This window comes from Streptomyces sp. NBC_00086 (genome assembly GCF_026343255.1).
Taxonomy (GTDB): domain Bacteria; phylum Actinomycetota; class Actinomycetes; order Streptomycetales; family Streptomycetaceae; genus Streptomyces.
This window is the reverse complement of the sequence record NZ_JAPELZ010000001.1, coordinates 610,421-626,031: the sequence shown is the minus strand read 5'-3', so window position 1 is coordinate 626,031 and position 15,611 is coordinate 610,421. Positions and strand designations below refer to the sequence as shown.

Genomic DNA, 15,611 nt, shown 5'->3' with positions numbered 1-15,611 from the left:
GGAGCTTTCTCGTTCAGTGGCCGCGGCTCTACGACCCGGAGCGCGGCGAACCGGCACGCAAGGAGGCGCCGTAAGTGGTGACAGGGTGAGGGAAAATCTCCGGGGCCGCGATCGGGCACGCCGGGAAAGGGGCTCGTTCAGCAGCCGTGTGCTACCCGACCCGGAGCCCAGGCGGTCTGGTGTGCGAGGCGAAGCAGTGCGGAGATGGTCGACATCCGGCTTCGCCTCCTTCCAGTGGCTCTCGAGTTGGTGCGGTCGAAGTTACGTGCCGAAGATTGATCGGTCAAGCACGTCTTGGTCGATTCCACGAAGGCCGGCGACGGTGCGGGGCGCGGATTCGTACGCGAAACCAGGCGCCGACCCGCAGGTTCCCCGACCGGGCCGTCACCGGGGGCCGGAGGTGCGGGGGCGGTCGGCGACGTCGAGGGCGAGGCCCTGCGGCTGGAGGATGGTGCGGGTGTCGAAGGTCGTCGTGGTGCCGGGGGACTGGCTGATCCGGTAGTCGCGGGTGAGGGTCGCTGCGGCGATGGTCATGACCGTGGTGGCGAAGTGGGTGCCGAGGCAGTTGCGCGGTCCGCCGCCGAAGGGCATGAACGCGTACTTGGGCAGGGGGGTGTCGGGGCGCTCGATCCAGCGGTCCGGGTCGAAGGCGTCGGGCCGGTCGTAGTGGTGCGGGTCGCGGTGGAGGACGAAGGGGCTGACACCGACCCGCTGGCCGGGGCGGAGCGGGTAGCCGGCGAGCTCGGTGGGCTCCTCCACGGTCCGCTGGACGAGCCAGAGCGGGGGATAGAGCCGCAGGGTCTCCTTCACGACGGCGCCGGCGACGGCCAGGCCGGGCACATCGGCCGCGGTGGGGGGCCGCCCGGCGAGTTCCCGGTCGGCCTCGTCCCGTACCCGGCGGCGCAGGTGCGGCTGCCGGTCGAGGAGGAGGAGCAGCCAGGAGAGCGCGGCGGCCGTGGTCTCGTGGGCGGCGAACAGGTTGGCGACGATCACGCTGGTCGCGCCCTCGCGGGTGAGGGCGCCTTCCTCGCAGGCGGTGTCGAGCAGGTCCGCGACCGCGGGCGGGGAGTCCTCCCGCCGTGTGGTGCGGCGCCGGAGCATCAGCGCGGAGACCTCTTCGGCGAGGTCGCGGGAGGCGCGGCTCAGGCGGCGCCGGCGCGGCGCGTGCCAGCGCGCGGGCAGGGGCAGGGCGGGAGGCAGCAGCGCGTCCTGCAGACGGGCCAGGAGGTCGGGGACCGCGCCCGTCTCGGGCCCGAGGCAGAATTCCGCGATGAGGTGGGCGGTGAGGTCCTCCAGTGCGGGGATCGCCTCGATCCTGCCGCGTGCGCGCCAGGTGTCCGCGTGCCGGGTGACGGTGGCCGCGAGGCGGTCGCCGGCGGCCCGCGTACCGGTCCGGTTCAGGCCGCGTCCGGCGAGGGCGCGGGCCCGCATCCACCGGGCCAGGTCTTCCGAGGCGCGGCTTCCGTCGGTCGCTTCGCCCAGCAGGTCGCGGGCGATGGTGTAGGTGGTGTTGGTGTGCTTGAGCACCTGCTCCGCGAGGACGGGCGAGTTCACGAGGTACAGGTCGTCGTCGAAGCGGACCAGGTCGCCGTACTGCTGCTGGTCGAGCAGGAAGCCGAGGCGGTCCCGCTCGAACGCACGCCTGTTGCCGTGCCGCCCGGCCCCGGAAGGGCCGGGCGGCACGCGGGCCGACAGCACGGGCTAGCGTCCCTGTACGTAGTAGTAGCCGTACGCGGTGGAAGTGTCCTGGCCACCGAGTGTGCTCTTCACCGGACTGCTGCGTTGCACCTTCGCTCCGGAGGGGTCGTTCGCCAGGTGGGCGGAGCCCGATGCGGCGTGGGCCGATCCGGCGCCGAGGAGCGCGGCGACGGCGGAGACGGCGATGAGGAGCGACTTGCGCAGGGGGATCAGGGCAGCCATGGCTGTCCTCCTTGTTCGGGGTGCCGGGCGGCGGGTCCGCCCTTTTCCGTTGACCTCATTGCGCCATTCCGCGGACCCCGGGGGCACGCCCCGGGATCACGTGACGTGACCGCCCGGCCCTTTTGTGGCACACTGCCCGGCTTTCCGGCCGCGGCGGGCCGTCCGGAGGCTGCGCGGACCCGGCTGAATACCGCCGATCCGCCGAACAAACCCCGGGCGGGACAGGATCACCAGAACGAAGCAACGGCAACGTTTTTTCGCGGTGGGGCGGGGATCTGCGCCGTTACGGTTCCCCGGGATCCGGACGGACGCCCAGACGTTCGCCTTCCCTTCCCCGCCGATGAAGGAGAGCTCGACCGATGACCGTTGACACCAGCCCGGAAGCACAGCTGGATCCGCCCAAGCAGTCCAGCCTGGGCACGTCGGCCGCCCGCAACCTTGCCACCACGACCAAGTCCGCCCCGCAGATGCAGGAGATCACCTCCCGCTGGCTGCTGCGGATGCTCCCCTGGGTGGAGACCAAGGGCGGCGCCTACCGGGTGAACCGCCGGCTGAGCTACACCGTCGGCGACGGGAGCATCGAGTTCGTCCAGGACGGTGCCCGCGTCCAGGTGATCCCGCGCGAACTCGGCGAGCTGGCCCTGCTGCGCGGCTTCGACGACGAGGAAGTGCTGGCGGCGATCGCGGGCCGCTGCGTCCAGCGCGATTTCCGCGCCGGTGAGGTGCTGGTCGAGCGGGGGGCTCCCGCCGAGCAGATCCACTTGATCGCCCACGGCCGGATCAGCCAGACCTCCGCGGGCAAGTACGGCGACGAGATCTCCGTCGCGGTACTCGCCGACGGCGACCGCTTCGGCGAGAACGCCCTGCTGGACTCCGACGCCCGGTGGGACTACACCGCCACCGCCGAGACCCCCGGCACCCTGCTCACGCTCTCCCGCGCCGACTTCGCAGGCATCGTGTCCGGGGCGCCGCACCTCCAGGAGCACATCCAGCGCTTCAGCTCGCTGCCCCTGCAGCGGCAGAACAAGCACGGCGAGGCCGAGATCGCGATGTCGGCCGGCCACACCGGCGAGGCCGAACTGCCCGGCACCTTCGTCGACTACGAATCCAAGCCGCGCGAGTACGAACTCTCCATCGCCCAGACCGTCCTGCGGGTCCACACGAGGGTCGCCGACCTCTACAACGGGCCGATGAACCAGACCGAAGAGCAACTCCGTCTCACCATCGAGGCGTTGCGCGAGCGCCAGGAACACGAGCTGGTGAACAACCGGGAGTTCGGCCTGCTCCACAACGCCGCCTTCAAGCAGCGGATCCAGACCCACTCCGGCCCGCCCACCCCGGACGACATGGACGAGCTGCTCTGCCGCCGCCGCGGCACCAAGCTCTTCCTCGCCCACCCCCGCACGATCGCGGCGATCGGCCGCGAGATGAACGCCCGCGGGCTCTACCCGGACCACGTGGACGTGGGCGGACAGCAGGTGCCGGCCTGGCGCGGGGTCCCGATCCTGCCCTGCAACAAGATCCCCATCAGCAAGGAGAACACCAGCTCGATCCTCGCCATGCGCACCGGCGAGGACAACCAGGGCGTCATCGGGCTGCGCCAGACAGGTCTGCCGGAGGAGTACGAGCCGGGCCTGTCGGTCCGCTTCATGGGCATCGACGAGAAGTCGATCATCTCCTACCTGGTCACCACCTACTACTCCGCCGCGATCCTGGTGCCCGACGCCCTCGGCGTCCTGGAGAACGTCCAGATCGCCCGCCGGAGCGACTGACCGGCCGCAAGTCCCGTACGACGACGGCCCGGACCCTCTAAGGGGCTGAGCGCGCCCGGGATCCGGGACGGACCACCCACCTCACCAAGGAGTCACGGATGCCCGAGCCCGGGCCTTCCCCTCTGCAGTCGAGCCTGCCCGGCGCCGCGGCCCAAGTCGGGGCCCACGTCCTCGGCAGCGCCCAGGCCCACGCGTCCGGCGGCCTGCCGGGTCCGCCCGTACTGCCGGGCCTGCCGGCAGGGCCCGGCCTGTCCTTCCCGTCGCCATCGGCGGCCCCGCCGGCCACATCCGCCCCGCCCGCTCCGCCCGCCCCGAGCCCCGCCCTGCGACGGCTCCTGGGCGGACCCAGTGGCCTGGGTACGACGGGCCTGCACCCGGCCCGCCGGGAGCAGCCGACCGTATCCGCGGCGGCTCCGGAGTCCGGGGCGCCGGCGGCCGGAAACCCGATCCCGGGCCTCTACCACCACCCCGTGCCGGAGCCGGACCCGGTGCGCGTGGAGGAGGTCAGCCGCCGCATCAAGGCCTGGGCGGTGGACGAGGTCGACCTGTTCCCCGAGGACTGGGAGAAGCAGTTCGACGGCTTCCAGGTCGGGCGCTACATGGTGGCCTGCCATCCGGACGCCCCCACCATCGAGCACCTGATGGTCGCCACCCGGCTGATGGTCGCCGAGAACGCGGTCGACGACGTCTACTGCGAGGACCACGGCGGCTCGCCCATCGGCCTCGGCGGCCGCCTCCTGCTGGCACACACCGCCATCGACCCGCTCCACACCACGAAGGAGTACGAGCCCGCGTGGGCGGCGTCGCTCCGTTCGGACGCGCCCCGGCGCGCCTACAGCTCCGCCATGGAGTACTTCCTCGCGCAGGCCAGCCCCTCGCAGGCGGACCGCTACCGGCACGACATGGCCCGGCTGCACCTGGGATACCTCGCCGAAGCGGCCTGGAGCCAGACGGAGTACGTCCCGGAGGTGTGGGAGTACCTGGCCATGCGGCAGTTCAACAACTTCCGCCCCTGCCCCACCATCACCGACACCATCGGCGGATACGAGCTCCCGGCCGATCTGCACGCCCAGGCGCCCATGCAGCGGGTCATCGCCCTTGCGGGGAACGCCACCACCATCGTCAACGACCTGTACTCGTACACCAAGGAACTCGCCGCCCCCGGGCGGCACATGAACCTTCCCGTGGTGATCGCCGACCGGGAGGGCACCTCCGACCAGGAGGGCTATCTGAAGGCGGTCGAGGTCCACAACGACCTCATGCACGCCTTCGAAGCGGAGGCCGCCGCCTTGGCCGCGGCCTGCCCCGTGCCGAGCGTGCTGCGCTTCCTGCGGGGGGTCGCCGTCTGGCTCGACGGCAACCACTACTGGCACCAGACCAACACCTATCGCTACAGCCTGCCCGACTTCTGGTAAGGACGGACCTATTCGTGACCAGCATTGATCTGACCACCGGCTCCAACGGCACGACCCCCGCCTCCGTGATCATTCCCGGCCCGGCCACCCCCTACCAGGGGGACATCGCCCGCTACTGGAACAACGAGGCCAGGCCCGTGAACCTGCGCCTCGGCGACGTGGACGGCCTCTACCACCACCACTACGGCATCGGCGACGTCGACCACTCCGCCCTCGGCGACACCGACGACAGCGCGTACGAGAAGAAGCTGGTCGCCGAGCTCCACCGGCTGGAGTCGGCGCAGGCCGAACTGCTCCTGGACCACCTCGGCCCCATCGGCCGCGAGGACACCCTCGTGGACGCCGGCTGCGGCCGCGGCGGCTCGATGGTCATGGCCCACCAGCGCTTCGGCTGCACGGTGGAGGGCGTCACCCTCTCCGCCAAGCAGGCCGACTTCGCCAACCAGCGCGCCCGCGAGCTCGGCATCGACGACCACGTCCGGGCCCGCGTCTGCAACATGCTCGGCACGCCCTTCGAGACCGGGCAGGCCGCGGCGTCCTGGAACAACGAGTCGAGCATGTACGTCGACCTGGACGACCTCTTCGCCGAGCACTCCCGCGTCCTGAAGGTCGGCGGCCGGTACGTGACCATCACCGGCTGCTGGAACCCGCGCTACGGCCAGCCCTCGAAGTGGGTCTCCCAGATCAACGCGCACTTCGAGTGCAACATCCACTCCCGCCGGGAGTACCTGCGGTCCATGGCCGACAACCGCCTCGTGCCGCAGGCCGTCATCGACCTGACCCCCGCGACCCTGCCCTACTGGGAGCTGCGGGCCACGTCCTCGCTGGTCACCGGCATCGAGGAGGCGTTCATCGAGTCCTACAAGGACGGCTCCTTCCAGTACGTGCTGATCGCGGCCGACCGCGTCTGACGGCCGGCTCCGGTGCCGGGCCCGCCATCAGGCGGTCCCGGCACCACCGGTCGGGCCTCAGGGCAGCAACCGTGCGGCGTGCGCGAGGAGTTCCTCGTACACCTCCGGGCGGTCCCGGTCGATCACCGGGAACCCCTGCCCGAAGTGGCCGTTGACCCCGTGCGCCTCGATGCCGGGGTTGGCCAGGTCGGTGCCGTCGTGGAGGAACACGTACGGGCTGCAGTTGACCCGCCCCTCGCGCGCCGACTCGTACTGGGCCGTCACGGCGGCCCGCGCCGAGCCCGAGAAGGCGCGGCGCAGCACGCGGTCGAGCCGCTCACCGGCCTCCAGGGACTGGGACTTGGCCGCATGCACCGCTTCGAGCGCGGGCAGGGTGGTGACCTTGCTGTCCTAGGTCATCGTCCGTTCCTCCTGCTCGTGTGTGGACGCGGATCCGCTCAGACGCCGGACTCGATCGGGAGGCCGCCCCCGACCCAGTCCTCCTTGCCGTCCTTGTACGTGAAGACCTTCGAGTAGCCGAGCTCCGCGAGCCGCTTGGCCGCGATCCCCGAGTTGGAGCAGGTCGTACCGGTGCAGTAGACGATGACCTCGGCGTCCTTGTCGGGCAGCAGGCCCGGAGCCAGCTCGTCGACGTCGTCGACGGGCAGCAGCAGCGCTCCCGGCAGGTGCGCCTCCTTGTAGTACTGCTCCGGCAGGGCCTCGACGACCGCGGCCTTGCCACTGTCGAGCTTCTGCTTGACCTCGTCGCGGGAGAGGTTCTGAACCGCCATGTAGCCAGCCTCCGAAAATCAAGGATCAATAAGTGCGTACGCACGCACCTTAACAAGTATGTGCGGGCGCACGCAATGGGGCTAGGATCGCGGTGTGAACGGACAGGACGATCGACTTGAGGCGTGGCGGGCGATGCTCCTCGCGCACAACACCGCGGTGCGCGCCATCGAGAGCGACGTGCAGCGCGACGGCCGGATCCCCTTGACGTGGTACGACGTGCTGCTCGAACTCAAGGCGGCCGGAGAGCACGGGCTACGGATGCAGGAAGTGGCCAACCGGGTGGTCCTCAGCCGTACCCGGGTCAGCCGCCTGATCGACGAGATGGTGCGCGCCGGGCTCGTGTCCAAGCTGCCCGACCCGCACGACAAACGCGCCTCGTGGGCCGTCATCACCCCGGAGGGCGCCGAGGCCCATCGGGCCACGGCCCCGGTCTACATGCGCAGCATCCAGAAGCACTTCTCCGCGCACCTCAGCGACGCGGACGCCGCGGTGATCGCCCGGGCGCTGTTCAAGGTGGCCCAGCCCGACACCGACGTCCGGCGGGGCTGACGTCCGGCGGGGCTGACGTCCGGCGGGGCCGACGTCCACTTCACGCACCGTGCGCGGACATCCGTACGGGCGCTTCGGGCCGGGCCCGCCGCTCCGTGCGGCGGGCCCGGCCCCTCTCATGCGCAGGAGGAGCAGAGCCCCCGGTAGGTGACCTCGACCCCGGACACCGTGAAGCCGAACCGCTGCTCGGCCGAGAGGCCGGCCAGCGGGTCGCCGGTGGGGTGGACGTCGCGGATCAGGCCGCAGCCGGAACACACCAGGTGCTGGTGCGGGTGGTGCGCGTTGGGGTCGTACCGTTTGGCCCGGCCGTCGGTGGTGACCTCCAGGACCTCGCCCAGCGAGACCAGCTCGCCCAGGGCGTTGTAGACGGTGGCGCGGGAGATCTCCGGCAACCGCGCCACCGCGCGGGCGTGCACCTCGTCGGCCGTGAGGTGCACGTGGTCACCGTCGAGCACCTCCGCGACCACGCGCCGCTGGGAGGTCATCCGCCAACCGCGCTCGCGCAGCCGCTCCAACAGGTCACTCATATCGGCTCACCACTTTCAGATTCGCAGGGGCGGTCCGGCGGGGTACCCGGGAATCTACCCGCGGACGTCCGGGATCCGACAGGATGTGGGCTTGGTGTCGTTCTTGACTTGGATTGCGTCCATCGTAGGATCGGTTGTGTTGATAGCCAAGGGACAGGAACGGTCCGGAGCAGCGCGAGGCTGGACTTGAGACCGTCCGCGAGGTGAGCGCCCCGGCGTCAGGACGACCGTGAAACCGAGGCCCGCTGCCGGGTCCCGTGCCCCAAAAAATGTTCCATTGCATGCAGTTCCTGATCACCGTGGCCGCCTGGTCCGGTCCGGAAGGATTCCCATGTCTGAGAACCACGATGCAATTGTCACGGACGCGAAGGCCGAGGGCGGCGGTGGCTGCCCCGTCGCGCACGACCGTGCCCCCCACCCGACCCAAGGCGGCGGAAACCGCCAGTGGTGGCCGGACCGCCTGAACCTGAAGATCCTCGCCAAGAACCCCGCCGTGGCCAACCCCCTCGGCGAGGAGTTCGACTACGCCGCGGCCTTCAAGACGCTCGACCTCCCGGCGGTGAAGCGGGACATCGCCGAGGTGCTGACCACCTCGCAGGACTGGTGGCCCGCCGACTTCGGCCACTACGGCCCGTTCATGATCCGCATGGCCTGGCACAGCGCCGGCACCTACCGCATCAGCGACGGCCGCGGCGGCGCCGGAGCGGGCCAGCAGCGCTTCGCCCCCCTCAACAGCTGGCCGGACAACGGCAACCTCGACAAGGCCCGCCGTCTGCTGTGGCCGGTCAAGAAGAAGTACGGCCAGAGCCTCTCCTGGGCCGACCTCATGATCCTGACGGGCAATGTCGCCCTGGAGTCGATGGGCTTCGAGACCTTCGGCTTCGCCGGCGGCCGCGCCGACGTCTGGGAGCCGGACGAGGACGTGTACTGGGGTCCCGAGACCACCTGGCTCGACGACGAGCGCTACACCGGCGACCGTGAGCTGGAGAACCCGCTCGGCGCCGTGCAGATGGGCCTCATCTACGTCAACCCGGAGGGCCCCAACGGCACCCCCGACCCGCTCGCCGCGGCGCGCGACATCCGCGAGACGTTCCGCCGGATGGCGATGAACGACGAGGAGACCGTCGCCCTGATCGCGGGCGGCCACACCTTCGGCAAGACCCACGGCGCGGGCCCCGCGGAGAGCGTGGGCGACGACCCCGAGGCCGCCCCGATCGAGGCGCAGGGCCTGGGCTGGGCCAACTCCTTCGGTACCGGCAAGGGCGGCGACGCCATCACCAGCGGGCTGGAGGGGATCTGGACGAACACCCCGATCGCCTGGGACAACACCTTCTTCGACATCCTCTTCGGCTACGAGTGGGAGCTCTTCAAGAGCCCCGCCGGCGCCCACCAGTGGCGGCCGAAGGCCGGCGCCGGAGCGGGCACCGTACCCGACGCGCACGACCCGTCGAAGACCCACGCCCCGACGATGCTCACGACCGACCTCTCGCTGCGCATCGACCCGGCCTACGAGCAGATCTCGCGGCGCTTCCACGAGAACCCGGCCGAGTTCGCGGACGCCTTCGCGCGCGCCTGGTACAAGCTGACCCACCGCGACATGGGCCCGATCGTCCGCTACCTCGGACCCGAGGTCCCCTCCGAGGTCCTGCTGTGGCAGGACCCGCTCCCCGCGGTGACCCACTCCCTCGTCGACGACGCGGACGTCGCCGCCCTCAAGGCCAAGGTCCTCGCCTCGGACCTGACGGTGTCCCAGCTCGTCTCCACCGCCTGGGCCGCGGCCTCCTCCTTCCGCGGCAGCGACAAGCGCGGCGGCGCCAACGGCGCGCGCATCCGCCTCCAGCCGCAGAGCGGGTGGGAGGTGAACAACCCCGACGAGCTGGGAGGCGTACTGCGCACCCTGGAGGGGATCCGGGAGTCCTTCAACTCGGCGCAGACCGGGGGCAAGGAGGTCTCGCTGGCCGACCTGATCGTCCTCGCGGGCGGCGCGGGCGTCGAGCAGGCCGCCAAGGACGCCGGTGTCGAGATCCGGGTGCCGTTCGCGCCGGGACGCGTGGACGCCTCGCAGGAGCAGACCGACGTGGAGTCGTTCGCCGCGCTGGAGCCGGTCGCAGACGGGTTCCGCAACTACCTCGGCAAGGGCAACCGCCTGCCGGCCGAGTACCTGCTGCTCGACAAGGCGAACCTGCTGAACCTCAGCGCCCCCGAGACGACCGTCCTCGTGGGCGGCCTGCGGGTGCTCGGGGCGAACCACCAGCAGTCGCCGCTCGGCGTCCTCACCACGACCCCCGGGTCCCTCACCAACGACTTCTTCGTCAACCTGCTCGACCTGGGGACGACCTGGAAGCCGACCTCCGAGGACGCGAACACCTTCGAGGCCCGCGACGACGCCACGGGCAAGGTCAAGTGGACCGGCAGCCGGGTCGACCTGGTCTTCGGGTCGAACTCCGAGCTGCGCGCGCTCGCGGAGGTCTACGCGAGCGACGACGCGAAGGAGAAGTTCGTCAAGGACTTCGTCGCCGCCTGGGACAAGGTGATGAACCTGGACCGGTTCGACCTCGTCTGATCCCGGCGCCCGGGCCGGCCGGCCGTGACCGGCGGCCGGCCCGGACCTGCGGCGGGGCCCGTGGGCTCCGGGCCCCCGGCACGTCGCCGCGGGGCGTCGGGTGCGGGGCCGCGGGGCCACGGGGCCGCGTTCACCCGGACGGCGGAGCAGCGGAAGCCGCCCGCGCCGTGCCGGGGCACTCTGTGCGTAGGACCGCCATCACCGCACAGACGAGGACCGCGCCATGTCCCACAGCAGGCGTATCAGCATCATCGCGGGAACGGCAGCGCTGCTGCTGACGGCCACCGCCTGCTCGGGCCTGGGCCGGAGCACCGTCGGGATGCTCGAATTCCGCGGCCACGACTCGCCGCTCGAGGTGAGCTACATCAACACCTCGGTCAAGGGCTGCCAGAAGATCGGCCTGCCCAAGGGGGCGACCCACGTGGAGAACAACACCCTCGTGGACGTCGTCCTGTACCAGACGGAAGACTGCCGCAAGCTCGACCGCGGCGACGGCACCTATGTGGGCACGACGCTGTCGAACGTCACGGCCCCCGAGGCACTGCCCTGGCGCAGCTTCAGCGTCATCCACTGACGCACGGGCGGCCGCCCGGGACGACGACGGGCCGACGGCGGGTCGGACCGGACGACACGGCATGCTGGAGCCGTGTCCTCTCCTTCCGCGCATCCTCGCCAACAGACCGACTCCGCCGACCTGATGGTCGTGTGCGGGGACGACGGGCTCGCCCACCGGCTGGCGGCGGAGCTCCGCGACGTGTACGAGGAGCGCGTGACGCTGGTCGTGCCCGCCGGACGCGAGGTGCGGCCCGGTACGGGGCCCGGGCAGGGCCGGACCCGTGCCCGGGTCGGCGCCGGGCGCGCACTGCTGGGACGGTTCCCGGCCGCGCGGATCCGTACGGCCGCCGGTGACCGGGCCGCCGCGGGGGAGGCGCTCGTACCCGAACTGCGGGTGCTGGAGGCTCCCGCCCCCGACGAGGAGGCGCTGGCCGCCGCCGGGGTGGCCGGGGCGGCCGCGCTGGCCCTCGTGTACGAGGACGACGAGACGAACGTACGGGCCGCCCTGGTCGCCCGGCGGCTGAACCCCAGGCTGCGGCTCGTCATCCGCCTCTACAACCGCAAACTCGGCCAGCACCTGGAGGAGTTGCTCGACCAGGCGGCGCTCGTCGCGGAACCGGGGATCGACCGGCGGGGGCTCGACTCCGCCACGACCGTGCTCTCCGACGCCGATACGGCCGCCCCCGCCCTCGTCGCCTCCGCCGTCGCCGGCACCAGCAAGGTGATCCAGGCCGACGGGCTGCTCCTGCGCGCGGTGGAACGCACGCCTCCCGGCCCCGGCGAGGTCGCCGACCCGGGGCTGTGCACCCTGGCCCTGCTCTCCACCACCGCCGGCGACCCGGCCGGCGCCGACGGATCGGAACTCGGCGGCGACCGCGGCCCGCAACTCCTCCCGGACGCCCGGTCGGTGGCGGCCGCGACCGGGCGCGGGATCGTCGCGCTGGAAGCGGTCTCCCACGCCGGCGCCGCACCGGAAGGGCGCCGCCTCAACCAGGTCTCCCTGCCGGTGGGTTCGCTGTTCTCCCGCAGGCTCCGCTGGTCACTGGCCGGGATCACGGCCGCCGTCGGCGCGCTGGCCGTGGCCTCCTCCCTGGTCACGGGGGACACCCCGCTGCACGCCGTCTACCTGACCCTGCTCGACGTCTTCGCGATCAACGACCCCGCCCTCGACCAGCCCACCGAGCGTCAACTCCTGCAGATCCTGGCCGGTTTCGTCGGGCTGCTCCTGCTTCCCGTCCTCGTCGCGGCGGCGCTCGAAGCACTGGGCGCCTTCCGGACCGCCACGGCGCTGCGCAGGCCGCCGCGCGGACTCTCCGGCCACGTCGTCCTGCTCGGCCTCGGCAAGATCGGCGCCCGGGTGCTGGCGCGGCTGCGGGAGCTGGGGATCCCCGTGGTGTGCGTGGAGTCCGACCCCACGGCCCGCGGGATCGCCCTCGCACGCCGCCTGCACGTGCCCGTCGTGCTCGGAGACGTCACCGACGAAGGGGTCCTGGAGGCAGCCCGGATCCATCGCGCCGACGCCCTGCTGGCGGTGACCAGTTCGGACACCACCAACCTGGAGGCCGCGCTCTACGCCCGCTCGGTGAAACCCGACGTACGGGTGGTGATGCGGCTGTACGACAACGAGTTCGCCACCGCCGTCTACCGCACCCTGCGCGAGGCCCACCCGGCGGCCCTCACCCGCAGCCGCAGCGTCTCCCACCTGGCCGCGCCCGCGTTCGCCGGGGCGATGATGGGCCGCCAGGTGCTCGGCGCGATCCCGGTGGAGCGCAGGGTGCTGGTGTTCGCGGTGCTGGAGGTGGCCGGCCATCCCCAGCTGGAGGGCCGCACCATCGCGGAATCCTTCCGGCCCGGCGCCTGGCGGGTCGTCGCCCTGGACACCGCCGCCCCGGCGGACCGCCGCCCCGGACTCGCCACGGAGCCGGGCTACGACACGGCCAGGCGGCCCGCCCTGGTGTGGGACCTGCGCCCCGGCCACGTCCTGCGTCCGCAGGACCGCGTGGTCATGGCCTCCACTCGGCGCGGACTGGCCGAACTGCTCGGCCGCGGGCAGGCCCGTACGGCCGCGGCAGGGGACACCGGGGCGGGTCAGTCCGGCTGACCGGCCTGCCACGCATGATCCGCCGGCTCCACCTGCTCGGACTGATCCGTCGCCGGTCCGGGCGGTTCGGGGTCGGTGCGCAGGAGGACGTGGTGCGAGCCCTGCCCGGCGCCGTCCACGTGCACCACGTGGTTGCCCACGCGCACGGTCTGGGTGCCCGCGGCGAACCAGCATCCGGTCGGGCCCTGGGCGTACGGCAGGGGGGACCAGACCTCCATGAACGTGCTGCCGTCGGAGTTGCTGCCCGTTTCGATCAGGCGGACGCCGTCGGGACGCAGGACTCCGACGTCGTGGCCGGGGGCGCCGACGTGGTGGTGGAAGGTGATCTGGTGGCCGTCGTACGAGGTGGTTCCGGCGAACCCGCGGCTGTCCGCGTAGAGGGTGTCGGTCTGCAGCCATACGACGTGCTCGGTTTCCCGGAGCGGGCCGCCGTTCCGGCTGATTCCGGTACGAAGCCAGGCGCCGTGGCGGGGCGCGTCCATGTCCGGGGCCTCAGGCCTGGTCACGGTGGGCGCCGGCGGACTTCGCCGGTGCGGTGGTGGGGGTCTCCATGGCGACACACTAACGGCGAAGCAGCCGGTGGGAAGGGTCTCGGACGGACTGTTCAGCCCCTGTTCAGGAGGTGTCCGGGCCCCTGTCGTAGCATCTCGGGACATGCAGCCCATCCCTGCCCGTCACCGCGTCCCGGCGGTCGGCGCGGGCGTCCTGGCGGTGCTGCTGCTCGTCTGCGGAGGGCTGTTCACGCATCCCGCGTCCACGGGGCACGTGACGGGAACGCCCATGGCGGGTATGGCCGATATGGCCGGGGTGCCGGTGATGGCGGGGATGCCCGCGATGCCCGCGAGCGACACGGGCCCGGCCGCCGGCGCGGGCGCGGGAACCGACGGAGGCTGCTCCGCTTCGGGGCAGGACTGCCCGCTGGCATCGGCGTACGCGCCCACCGTGCAGGCCGGTCCGGCCGGAGATCTCGCCGGTTCCGCCATGTGGGTGAGGCAGCCCGCGGCCGACGGTCACCCGAGGCCCGTACCGTCCCCGGAATGCTCCCGCCCGGGAACACCCGATCCCGACTCCCTCTGCGTCAGCCGGACCTGACCGGTCCCGCACCCGTGCCCGCCGCGGGCTACGCGGCGCAGCACGCGCCGTACACCGTGTTCTACGATCTCGGTGCCCGGCGGGCCCGGGACAACCGGAGTCAAGAAAAGGACCGACATGCCAAACGGTTTCACGGGCGTCCCGCCCACCACCCTCGCCGACCTCCTGGGCCGCGAGCAGGTCATGGACATCGGCATCCGCCCGCTGTGGGACGCCCCGCGCGTCGCGGGACCCGCGTACACGGTGCGGTGCGAGCCCGGGGACAACCTGATGCTGCACGCGGCCATCTACCGCGCCGAGCCCGGCTCGGTCATCGTCGTGGAATCCGGCGACCTCGACCACGCGCTCGCCGGTGGCAACGTGTGCGCCGTCGCCCAGCGCCGGGGCATCGCCGCGTTCGTGCTCGACGGGCTCCTGCGCGACCTCGCGGAAGTGCGCGAGGCGGGCTTCCCCGTCTTCGCCCGCGGAGTCGTGCCCATCCCGGGCGCCAAGAAGAAGCTCGGCTCGCTCGGCGGCACGGTCCGGGTCGGCGGCGTGAGCGTGCACCCCGGTGACATCGTCGTCGCCGACGAGGAGGGCATCGTGGTCACCCCGGCCGCCCGGCAGGAGGAGGTCCTGAGCGCCGCCCTGGACAAGCTGGCCAAGGAGGCCGGGCAGTCCCTGGACGCCTGGGAGGAGCAGCACCGCGCCCGCATCGAGGAGGCGTTGGGCGGCCTCGGCTTCACCGGCTGAACCCGCGGGGCGCCGGGCCCCCGCGTCAGGGACCCGTCAGGGCTGCCGCGTTCCCCGTCAGGGCTCCGTCAGGAGTCCGCCGGGGGAGGGCCGAAGGCCCCGTCGCCGCCGTTCCATCGAGGAGACGGAGCGGCATCGGACGGGGAGGACGGTCACCTTGCGGGGACGAGTCGTGGTGGGGGTGTACGGATCCCTCGGGAGCCTGACGGCATTGCACGCGGCGCACGCCGAGGCCCGGGCGCGGGAGGCGGAACTGTGGGTCGTACTGGCCTGGCAGCCGCCGCTCGGCGGCCCGGGCGCCCGGCGCGGCGGGGGAGGGACCCCGCTGCTCACGGCCTCGCGGGACGCGGCGGTCGAGCGGTTGCGGGAGGTCCTCGACACCGCCTTCGGCGGTTCCCCGGCGGGGGTGACCCTGGCCGGGCTGGCGGTGCGCGGCACCCCGGGCGCGGCCCTGGTGGGCGCCGCCCGGGACCCCGGCGACCTGCTGGTGGTGGGTACGGGACCGCGCCGCCCTCTGCTGCGCGCGCTGCGGCCCTCGGTGACCCGGTACTGCCTGGCGCACGCCCCCTGCCCGGTGCTGGCCGTGCCGCCCGGTCCGCTGCGGGCCGACCTGGACGCCGTACGCCGCCGCATCGTGTGGCGGCGGCCCCTGGACGCGGGAGACCTGGTCCGGCGGGCCGCGTGATCCGGCCCCGTCCGCGCA

General features: G+C 72.3%; 16 protein-coding genes. 10 read left to right on the top strand and 6 right to left on the bottom strand.

Translation table 11 applies throughout. The annotated features are described in order from the left end of the window. Positions 1 to 384: 384 nt before the first annotated feature. Together OG276_RS02800 and OG276_RS02795 are read right to left on the bottom strand one after the other, a co-directional pair. Positions 385 to 1,698, bottom strand: coding sequence for a cytochrome P450 (locus OG276_RS02800; protein WP_266902348.1), 1,314 nt, complete (start codon positions 1,696 to 1,698; stop codon positions 385 to 387). A gap of 3 nt (positions 1,699 to 1,701) precedes the next feature. Beyond that, positions 1,702 to 1,920 carry a hypothetical protein gene (locus OG276_RS02795; RefSeq protein ID WP_266902346.1) on the bottom strand — a complete coding sequence of 73 codons (219 nt, stop codon included), beginning with the start codon at positions 1,918 to 1,920 and terminating at the stop codon, positions 1,702 to 1,704. 359 nt (positions 1,921 to 2,279) lie between these two features. Here OG276_RS02795 and OG276_RS02790 point away from each other — a divergent pair, with 359 nt between their 5' ends. From OG276_RS02790 to OG276_RS02780, 3 genes are all read left to right on the top strand, one after another. Continuing rightward, complete coding sequence (locus tag OG276_RS02790; protein ID WP_266902344.1) at positions 2,280 to 3,692, top strand: family 2B encapsulin nanocompartment shell protein; 1,413 nt, start codon at positions 2,280 to 2,282, stop codon at positions 3,690 to 3,692. A 98-nt stretch (positions 3,693 to 3,790) separates the two neighbouring features. Beyond that, positions 3,791 to 5,107 (top strand): family 2 encapsulin nanocompartment cargo protein terpene cyclase, encoded by a 1,317-nt coding sequence (locus OG276_RS02785; protein WP_266902343.1) that lies wholly within the window; start codon positions 3,791 to 3,793, stop codon positions 5,105 to 5,107. Between the two features lie 14 nt (positions 5,108 to 5,121). Then, a complete protein-coding gene (locus OG276_RS02780) occupies positions 5,122 to 6,018 on the top strand; it encodes a geranyl diphosphate 2-C-methyltransferase (protein ID WP_266902342.1) in 897 nt (298 codons plus the stop codon). Between the two features lie 57 nt (positions 6,019 to 6,075). Here the strand turns inward: OG276_RS02780 and OG276_RS02775 are convergent, their stop codons facing one another. Both OG276_RS02775 and OG276_RS02770 read right to left on the bottom strand, forming a co-directional pair. Beyond that, on the bottom strand, positions 6,076 to 6,372 hold the full coding sequence (locus OG276_RS02775) for a hypothetical protein (RefSeq protein WP_266902341.1): 297 nt from the start codon (positions 6,370 to 6,372) through the stop codon (positions 6,076 to 6,078). An 83-nt stretch (positions 6,373 to 6,455) separates the two neighbouring features. Further along, complete coding sequence (locus OG276_RS02770) at positions 6,456 to 6,788, bottom strand: rhodanese-like domain-containing protein (protein ID WP_266902340.1); 333 nt, start codon at positions 6,786 to 6,788, stop codon at positions 6,456 to 6,458. A gap of 94 nt (positions 6,789 to 6,882) precedes the next feature. Here OG276_RS02770 and OG276_RS02765 point away from each other — a divergent pair, with 94 nt between their 5' ends. After that, positions 6,883 to 7,338 (top strand): MarR family winged helix-turn-helix transcriptional regulator, encoded by a 456-nt coding sequence (locus tag OG276_RS02765; RefSeq protein ID WP_266902339.1) that lies wholly within the window; start codon positions 6,883 to 6,885, stop codon positions 7,336 to 7,338. A gap of 116 nt (positions 7,339 to 7,454) precedes the next feature. Here the strand turns inward: OG276_RS02765 and OG276_RS02760 are convergent, their stop codons facing one another. Beyond that, positions 7,455 to 7,865, bottom strand: a complete 411-nt coding sequence (locus OG276_RS02760; RefSeq protein WP_266902338.1) for a Fur family transcriptional regulator — start codon at positions 7,863 to 7,865, stop codon at positions 7,455 to 7,457. A 331-nt stretch (positions 7,866 to 8,196) separates the two neighbouring features. On the opposite strand from OG276_RS02760, the gene katG reads away from it, so the two are divergent. From katG to OG276_RS02745, 3 genes are all read left to right on the top strand, one after another. Further along, positions 8,197 to 10,428, top strand: a complete 2,232-nt coding sequence (gene katG / locus OG276_RS02755) for a catalase/peroxidase HPI (RefSeq protein WP_266902337.1) — start codon at positions 8,197 to 8,199, stop codon at positions 10,426 to 10,428. Between the two features lie 223 nt (positions 10,429 to 10,651). Beyond that, positions 10,652 to 11,002 (top strand): hypothetical protein, encoded by a 351-nt coding sequence (locus OG276_RS02750; protein ID WP_266902336.1) that lies wholly within the window; start codon positions 10,652 to 10,654, stop codon positions 11,000 to 11,002. Between the two features lie 123 nt (positions 11,003 to 11,125). After that, positions 11,126 to 13,084: an NAD(P)-binding protein gene (locus OG276_RS02745; RefSeq protein ID WP_266912479.1), complete on the top strand. Its 1,959-nt coding sequence runs from the start codon at positions 11,126 to 11,128 to the stop codon at positions 13,082 to 13,084. On the opposite strand, the gene OG276_RS02740 is transcribed toward OG276_RS02745, so the two are convergent. Then, on the bottom strand, positions 13,072 to 13,590 hold the full coding sequence (locus OG276_RS02740; protein WP_266902335.1) for a hypothetical protein: 519 nt from the start codon (positions 13,588 to 13,590) through the stop codon (positions 13,072 to 13,074). The genes OG276_RS02745 and OG276_RS02740 overlap by 13 nt on opposite strands. Before the next feature lie 148 nt (positions 13,591 to 13,738). On the opposite strand from OG276_RS02740, the gene OG276_RS02735 reads away from it, so the two are divergent. The 3 genes from OG276_RS02735 to OG276_RS02725 all read left to right on the top strand — a co-directional run bounded on the left by OG276_RS02735 (position 13,739) and on the right by OG276_RS02725 (position 15,593). Further along, complete coding sequence (locus OG276_RS02735; RefSeq protein ID WP_266902334.1) at positions 13,739 to 14,176, top strand: hypothetical protein; 438 nt, start codon at positions 13,739 to 13,741, stop codon at positions 14,174 to 14,176. Positions 14,177 to 14,293: 117 nt separating this feature from the next. Further along, the gene (locus tag OG276_RS02730) at positions 14,294 to 14,908 is read left to right on the top strand and encodes an RraA family protein (protein ID WP_266902332.1); all 615 of its coding nucleotides are present in this window, start codon (positions 14,294 to 14,296) and stop codon (positions 14,906 to 14,908) included. A 157-nt stretch (positions 14,909 to 15,065) separates the two neighbouring features. Next, entirely contained in the window at positions 15,066 to 15,593 is a 528-nt protein-coding gene (locus tag OG276_RS02725) for a universal stress protein (protein WP_266902330.1), read from the top strand. Positions 15,594 to 15,611 lie beyond the last annotated feature (18 nt).

Bases quoted from the DNA above. Each gene is read 5' to 3' on its own strand.
- OG276_RS02795 (WP_266902346.1), bottom strand. From the start codon at position 1,920: ATGGCTGCCCTGATCCCCCTGCGCAAGTCGCTCCTCATCGCCGTCTCC.
- OG276_RS02790 (WP_266902344.1), top strand. From the start codon at position 2,280: ATGACCGTTGACACCAGCCCGGAAGCACAGCTGGATCCGCCCAAGCAG.
- OG276_RS02785 (WP_266902343.1), top strand. From the start codon at position 3,791: ATGCCCGAGCCCGGGCCTTCCCCTCTGCAGTCGAGCCTGCCCGGCGCC.
- OG276_RS02770 (WP_266902340.1), bottom strand. From the start codon at position 6,788: ATGGCGGTTCAGAACCTCTCCCGCGACGAGGTCAAGCAGAAGCTCGAC.
- OG276_RS02760 (WP_266902338.1), bottom strand. From the start codon at position 7,865: ATGAGTGACCTGTTGGAGCGGCTGCGCGAGCGCGGTTGGCGGATGACC.
- katG (WP_266902337.1), top strand. From the start codon at position 8,197: ATGTCTGAGAACCACGATGCAATTGTCACGGACGCGAAGGCCGAGGGC.
- OG276_RS02750 (WP_266902336.1), top strand. From the start codon at position 10,652: ATGTCCCACAGCAGGCGTATCAGCATCATCGCGGGAACGGCAGCGCTG.
- OG276_RS02745 (WP_266912479.1), top strand. From the start codon at position 11,126: ATGGTCGTGTGCGGGGACGACGGGCTCGCCCACCGGCTGGCGGCGGAG.
- OG276_RS02735 (WP_266902334.1), top strand. From the start codon at position 13,739: ATGCAGCCCATCCCTGCCCGTCACCGCGTCCCGGCGGTCGGCGCGGGC.
- OG276_RS02730 (WP_266902332.1), top strand. From the start codon at position 14,294: ATGCCAAACGGTTTCACGGGCGTCCCGCCCACCACCCTCGCCGACCTC.